Origin of the sequence: Arthrobacter sp. GCM10027362 (assembly GCF_042679445.1) — a bacterium.
Classification (GTDB): domain Bacteria; phylum Actinomycetota; class Actinomycetes; order Actinomycetales; family Micrococcaceae; genus Crystallibacter.
Map to the genome: position 1 here is coordinate 21,394 of NZ_JBHTML010000037.1, position 6,000 is coordinate 27,393.

Sequence of the window (6,000 nt, forward strand, 5' to 3'; positions counted from 1 at the left end):
TCGCGCTTCGCGCACGGGTCCCGCACGGCTCCGGCTTGACCTTGCCGTTACGTCAACCCTCATAGTGGCAGTCATGAGGATTTCCGGGAACCGGGAATGGTCCATCCAAGACATCGCCCGGGCTGCGGGCACCACCAGCCGCACACTGCGGCATTACCAGTCGCTCGGGCTGCTGCAGCCCAGCCGGACGGGCCGCAACGGCTACCGATATTACGACGGCGCGTGCCTGCTGCGGCTGCAGCGCATCCTGCTGCTGCGCGACCTGGGCCTGGGGCTGGATGAGATTGGCAAGGTGCTGCAGGGCCGCACCGACCCCGTGGCCGCCCTGCGCGGCCACCTGGAGGTCCTGCTCGGCGAGCGCAGCCGGCTGGAACGCCGGATCGCCGCCGTGCGCAAAACCATTGATACCGCAGAAAGGGGCGGGGAGCACATGCCTGAGGAAATGTTCGACGGCTTCGACCACACACAGTACAAGGACGAGGTGGAGCAGCGCTGGGGCAAGGAAGCCTACGCCAAGGGCGACGCGTGGTGGCGGGGCCTCAGTAAAGACGAACGGCAGGCCTGGCTGGAACGCAGCAAGGCGCTGCAGCTGGAGTGGATCGCCGCCGCCGGATCCGGGACCGCGCCGGACAGCGACGCAGCCCAGGAGCTGGCCCGGCGGCAGTTCGACTGGCTCGCCAGCGCCAACGGCGGCCAGGAGGTTCCCTACGGTTACTTCACCGGACTGGCCGAGATGTATGTGGCGGATCCGCGCTTCGGGGCCAACTACGGCGGCGAAGACGGGGCCCGGTTCGTGCGGGATGCCATGCAGGTCTACGCCGACCGTCATCTGGCCTGAAATCTGTGGATAATCCTCGTCTTGGCCTCCGCGGTCTGCTTACACTGCTCGCACAAGGAGTCAGCAGCCAACCAGTACATGGGGGTCCAGGTGAGCCGTTTGACCGTTACGTCCGCGCGCGCCCGAATATCCGCAGCCATCGTGGCGGTCTGTGCCATGGGACTCGCCGCTTGCAGCGGCAGCGCCGAAGGCGCCGACACACCGGCTCCGGTTGTCTCGCCAACGGCTCCAGCCACCACTGCCGTGCCGAGTCCGACGGCGGCATACAAACCCGCTTCTGCCGAGGGGCCGGCCGAGAACGTGCCGGTGCCGAAGATGCCCCTGGCGGCGAAGGAGAAGTCGCAGAAGGGGCTGAAGGCGTTCGTCAGGTACTGGTATGAGACGCTCAGCTTCGCGTTTGAAACCGGGGACATGGGTCCGCTGATGGCCAGCAGCGGTGACGGCTGCAAGGGGTGCCAGCGGATCAAGCCCGTTATTCAAGAAGGGCATAGCGATGGGAAATGGCTTGTTGGCGGCCGGCTGTCCGTAGTTGGATCTGTCATCGAGCGGTTCGAGCCGGCTGCGGACGGAACTTACCAGATCGTCTCTCAAGTTGAGCAGCAGGAAATGGAGTCCTATACAGCGGACGGGACTTTGATAGAACGCGCCAGAGAAGACCTGGCCATCATTGACGTCATGAACGCTGAATTTATTGGCGGCGGATGGCGAGCCAACAATGTCGAGGGCATGGGCTGAAATATGCGGGGCCGTCGACGATGGATGTTTATCTGTGCTGTGCAAGGTGCGGCCATCTTGGGAGCCGGCCTGGGATCTGTCCCGGCTTCTGCCGTCAGTACAGTTGACGGTAAGTGGGGATCGCACGGTGCCGCCGTGGGCGCGTGGAACCAGGATCCAGCCAGCGGGTACTGGACCGTAGTCCCCGTGGGTGCGGCTCTCGACCCCTTCGGCTACCGGTTTGAACTGGTCTGCACGGACCACGAGGGATTCGTTGATGTGGCCTGCCGGGTCAAGAACGACATCTGCCACGACGGCGAAGACGGCCAGCTCGTACAGTGGTACAGGGGCCTGCTGGACCTCGGCAGCGCGGCGTGGACCGAGGCCGTGGGCGGCCTAACCTGCATTTACGCGGCCAAGCCCGAGAACATCCTGGAAAAAATCGCTGCCCGGATTGAGTCGGACTTCAGGTCGCTACCCGTCGATGCCGGTTCCACAACGATTCAGCCGGCGCCGCACACCCTGGTCGGCGCCCACACCAACGTCTATGCCGACGCCGCGGAGCAGCGCTTCGCCGTCCGGATCCTGGGCCAGGACGTGGCAGTCGTGGCCACGCCCATCGACTACACCTGGAACTACGGGGACGGATCCAGCCTTGGACCGGTCGTGGCGCCGGGTGGTCCGCTGCCGCAGGACCGCTGGGGCGAGCAGACGGCGACCAGCCACGTGTACAAGGACACCGGGGATTTCCGGGTCACACTGACCACCACTTTCAAAGGCACCTACAGCGTCAACGGCGGCCCGGCCGTGCCGATCCCGGGCACCGGCTCGTTCACTGCCCCGCCCGCGGCCATCAGCGTGTGGCGGTCCAAGGTCAACAACTACGCGGACAACTGCTTGGAAAACCCGAACGGCACCGCCTGCTGAAAAGTCCGATGCAGGCCGGAATCAGCGCGGCCGCACAGCCGCCCCCTCCCGGCAGGCTGCGACAAACGGCTCCAGCAGCGCCGCCAGCTGGCCTTGAGGCGATCCTTCGGCCTCGGGATGCCACTGCACCGCTAAGAGCCAGCCCCCGCCGGGCCGGGCCGGCTCGAGGGCCTCCACCACGCCGTCGCCGGCCCAAGCCACCGGGCGCAGGCCGTCCCCCAGCCGGCGCACGGCCTGGTGATGTCCGGACTGGACCGGCACCGGCCCGGTGCCGAGCGCGTCGGCCAGCACGGAACCCGGTTCGACGCTGACAGTGTGCGCGGCCATCGGAGCGTTCTCCTGGTGGATCCGGTGCACCGAGTCCTTACCCAGATCCTCGACCAGGCTGCCGGCGAAGGCGACGTTGATCAGCTGCAGGCCGCGGCAGATACCTAACACCGGCTTGCCCAGCTCGTAGGCGCCCACCACGAGGTCGATCTCGGTCTCGTCCGCCCGGGTGTCCACACCGTGGATGGTGGGCTCGGCGTCATCACCGCCGTAGCGTGCCGGGTCCACGTCTCCGCCGCCCAGGATCAGCACGCCGTCGTAATCCTCGGCGCTGAACACCTGCCCGGAAGCCGAATCGATCACGACGGCGTCGCCGCCGGCGGCTTCGACGCCGGCGGCGGCGCTGGCCGCCAGCTTGGCCAGTTTGGCGGTGAAGTGCGGCGGGTGGCTGGCGGCGGTGCGCGCAAAGCTGAGTGCGATGCGCGGCCGTTGGTGGTCGGGCTGGTCCATCTGCGGCTCCTGGGTTCGGGTTAGTTGGCGGGATACAGCGGATTGTGGCCTGCCGCCACCTGCTCGTCGTCGCGCACCGGCCCGGGCGCGGTGCCGTTGCCGAACGGGCTGCCGCCGAACGATTCGCGGCCGTGCGGCAGCAGCCAGTTGGTCAGGTCCGGACCCTGCGGCACGATCTGCGTGGGGTTCACGTCCTCGTGCACGATGTAATAGTGCTGCTTGATCTGCACGAAATCCACGGTGTCCCCGAAGCCGGGGGTCTGGAACAGGTCCCGGGCATAGCCCCACAGCGCCGGCATCTCGGTGAGCTTGCTGCGGTTGCACTTGAAGTGCCCGTGGTAGACCGGGTCGAAGCGGACCAGGGTCGTGAACAGCCGCACGTCCGCCTCGGTGATGGTCTCCCCCACCAGGTAGCGCCGGGTGGACAGGCGCTCTTCCAGCCAGTCCAGCGCGGTCCAGAGCCGGTCGTAGGCCTGGTTGTACGCGTCCTGGCTGCCGGCGAAGCCGCAGCGGTAGACGCCGTTGTTGACCTCGGTGAAGATGCGCTTCATCACCGGGGCCATCTCCTCGCGCAGATGCTCCGGGTAGAGGTCCGGGGCGCCGTCGCGGTGGCATTCGGTCCACTCAGTGGAAAAGTCCAAGGTGATCTGAGCGTAGTCGTTCGTGACGACGGCGCCGGAGGGGATGTCCACGATGGCCGGCACAGTGATGCCGCGGGGGTAGTTGGGGAACCGCGTGAAGTAGGCCTGCTGCAGCCGCTCGATGCCCAGCACCGGGTCCTTGCCGCCCTCGTCCAGGTCGAAGGTCCAGCTGCGCGCGTCATGCGTGGGGCCGGGCGTCCCCAGCGAGATCACGTCCTCCAGGCCCAGCAGCCGGCGCACGATGATTGTGCGGTTGGCCCAGGGGCAGGCCCGGGCGGCGATCAGCCGGTACCGGCCCGGCTCCACCGGCCAGCGGCCCTCCTGCGGGTTGTCGCCGCCGCGCAGGATCCGGTCCTCAATATAGTTGGTGTCGCGGTTGAATTCCTCGCCGGTGTGGACATACGCACCCTTGGTGCTGTGCTCGGTGCTGGTCGCTTGGCTCATGGTTCCAGCCTAGCCGCTGCCGCCGATGCGGGCATGGGCGGATCCACACGCCCGGCTGAAAATTTCCTTAGCCTGTGCCCAGGTGTCCTGCGGAAGGTTGAGCCATGCCAGCCTATACCCCGGCGGCCCCGTCCACCCGGTCCTCGCAGCAGCTGTACCGGCGCAGCCTGTACTGCGAAGACATCCCGGCCGTGCTGGCCGCCGCCCCACTACCTCTCTGCAGTCGGCACTGGACAGCGCACAGGAGTGGGGCGCAGGTTCCCGCCGCGCGGGTCTTCGACAGCATGGGCACCGCCGTTAGCCGCCCGGTCTTCGACCCGGGGCATGGGCCCGAGGCGGCCGCCGTCCAGCAGGCCGGCCAGGCTGGCCAGCTCGCCCACGTGCACCCACCGGACGGGGTTGTGCAGCCGGTCCCGCCTTGGCGAGGATTTCCGGCGCCCCGGCCTGCAGCACGGGCAGGGCGAGGGCGCTCTCCACGGTCAAGATTTACGTAATGTAAGCGTAGAGGAGTTTTTGATTACAGCATGCCAGTTCCGGTGCGGGCATGGCTGCGTGAGGATAGTGGCAACCCCACCAAACGAGCAACACCAAACGAGCAACACCAACCGAGCAAGGAGCTTCGATGCAGACCATCCAGCACTGGATCAACGGCGCCTATACCTCTCCTTTGGAAGGCGCCCGCAGCCGCCTGCAGGACGTCACCAACCCCGCCACCGGCAAGGTCTCCGCGCAGGTGGCCATGGCCGACGCCGCCGTCGTCAATGACGCCGTTGCCACCGCCAAGGCGGCCTTCCCGGCTTGGCGGGATACCTCGTTGGCCCGGCGCACCCAGGTGCTCTTCGCCTACCGCGAGCTGCTGAACGCGCGCAAGGGCGAACTGGCCGCGATCATCACGGCCGAACACGGCAAGGTGCTTTCCGACGCGCTCGGCGAGGTCGCCCGCGGGCTGGAAGTGGTCGAGTTCGCCTGCGGCATCCCGTACCTGCTCAAGGGCGGCTACACCGAGAACGCCTCCACCAAGGTGGACATCCATTCGGTCCGCCAGCCGCTCGGTCCCGTCGCCGTCATCAGCCCGTTCAACTTCCCGGCCATGGTGCCGATGTGGTTCTTCTCCATTGCCATTGCCGCCGGCAACACGGTGATCCTCAAGCCCAGCGAGAAGGACCCGTCCGCGGCGAACTGGATGGCCGAGCTGTGGACGGAAGCGGGCCTGCCGGACGGGGTCTTCAACGTGGTCCACGGGGACAAGGAGGCCGTGGACACGCTGCTGGAGCATCCGGACGTCAAGGCCGTCTCCTTCGTCGGCTCCACCCCGGTGGCCCGCTACGTGTACGAACACGGCACCGCCGCCGGCAAGCGCGTCCAGGCCTTGGGCGGGGCCAAGAACCACATGATCGTGCTGCCGGACGCGGACCTGGACCTGGCCGCCGACGCCGCCGTGAACGCCGGCTTCGGCTCGGCCGGGGAGCGCTGCATGGCCATCTCCGCCGTCGTCGCCGTCGAATCCATCGCCGACGAGCTGGTGGCCAAGATCGCCGAACGCACCCGCACCCTGCGGGTCGGCGACGGCACCCGCGGCACCGACATGGGCCCGCTGGTCACCGCCGCGCACCGCGACAAGGTCGCCGGCTACATCGACGCCGGCGAAGCCGCCGGCGC

General features: G+C 67.7%; 6 protein-coding genes. 4 read left to right on the top strand and 2 right to left on the bottom strand.

Annotation, left to right across the window (positions count from 1 at the left end):
* Positions 1-73 precede the first annotated feature (73 nt).
* From ACFQ36_RS08095 to ACFQ36_RS08105, 3 genes are all read left to right on the top strand, one after another.
* Complete coding sequence (locus ACFQ36_RS08095; RefSeq protein ID WP_377012405.1) at positions 74-838, top strand: TipAS antibiotic-recognition domain-containing protein; 765 nt, start codon at positions 74-76, stop codon at positions 836-838.
* Between the two features lie 90 nt (positions 839-928).
* Positions 929-1,573 carry a DUF6318 family protein gene (locus ACFQ36_RS08100; RefSeq protein WP_377012408.1) on the top strand — a complete coding sequence of 215 codons (645 nt, stop codon included), beginning with the start codon at positions 929-931 and terminating at the stop codon, positions 1,571-1,573.
* 135 nt (positions 1,574-1,708) lie between these two features.
* Positions 1,709-2,479, top strand: coding sequence for a PKD domain-containing protein (locus ACFQ36_RS08105; protein WP_377012410.1), 771 nt, complete (start codon positions 1,709-1,711; stop codon positions 2,477-2,479).
* Positions 2,480-2,500: 21 nt separating this feature from the next.
* Here the strand turns inward: ACFQ36_RS08105 and ACFQ36_RS08110 are convergent, their stop codons facing one another.
* Together ACFQ36_RS08110 and ACFQ36_RS08115 are read right to left on the bottom strand one after the other, a co-directional pair.
* Positions 2,501-3,256, bottom strand: coding sequence for a gamma-glutamyl-gamma-aminobutyrate hydrolase family protein (locus ACFQ36_RS08110; RefSeq protein WP_377012412.1), 756 nt, complete (start codon positions 3,254-3,256; stop codon positions 2,501-2,503).
* 20 nt (positions 3,257-3,276) lie between these two features.
* Positions 3,277-4,341, bottom strand: coding sequence for a glutathione S-transferase family protein (locus ACFQ36_RS08115; RefSeq protein WP_377012414.1), 1,065 nt, complete (start codon positions 4,339-4,341; stop codon positions 3,277-3,279).
* A 622-nt stretch (positions 4,342-4,963) separates the two neighbouring features.
* Here ACFQ36_RS08115 and mmsA point away from each other — a divergent pair.
* Positions 4,964-6,000 (top strand): CoA-acylating methylmalonate-semialdehyde dehydrogenase (mmsA, locus tag ACFQ36_RS08120; protein ID WP_377012416.1); only part of this gene is annotated, 1,037 nt, incomplete at its 3' end.

Bases quoted from the DNA above. Each gene is read 5' to 3' on its own strand.
- ACFQ36_RS08115 (WP_377012414.1), bottom strand. From the start codon at position 4,341: ATGAGCCAAGCGACCAGCACCGAGCACAGCACCAAGGGTGCGTATGTC.
- ACFQ36_RS08110 (WP_377012412.1), bottom strand. From the start codon at position 3,256: ATGGACCAGCCCGACCACCAACGGCCGCGCATCGCACTCAGCTTTGCG.
- ACFQ36_RS08095 (WP_377012405.1), top strand. From the start codon at position 74: ATGAGGATTTCCGGGAACCGGGAATGGTCCATCCAAGACATCGCCCGG.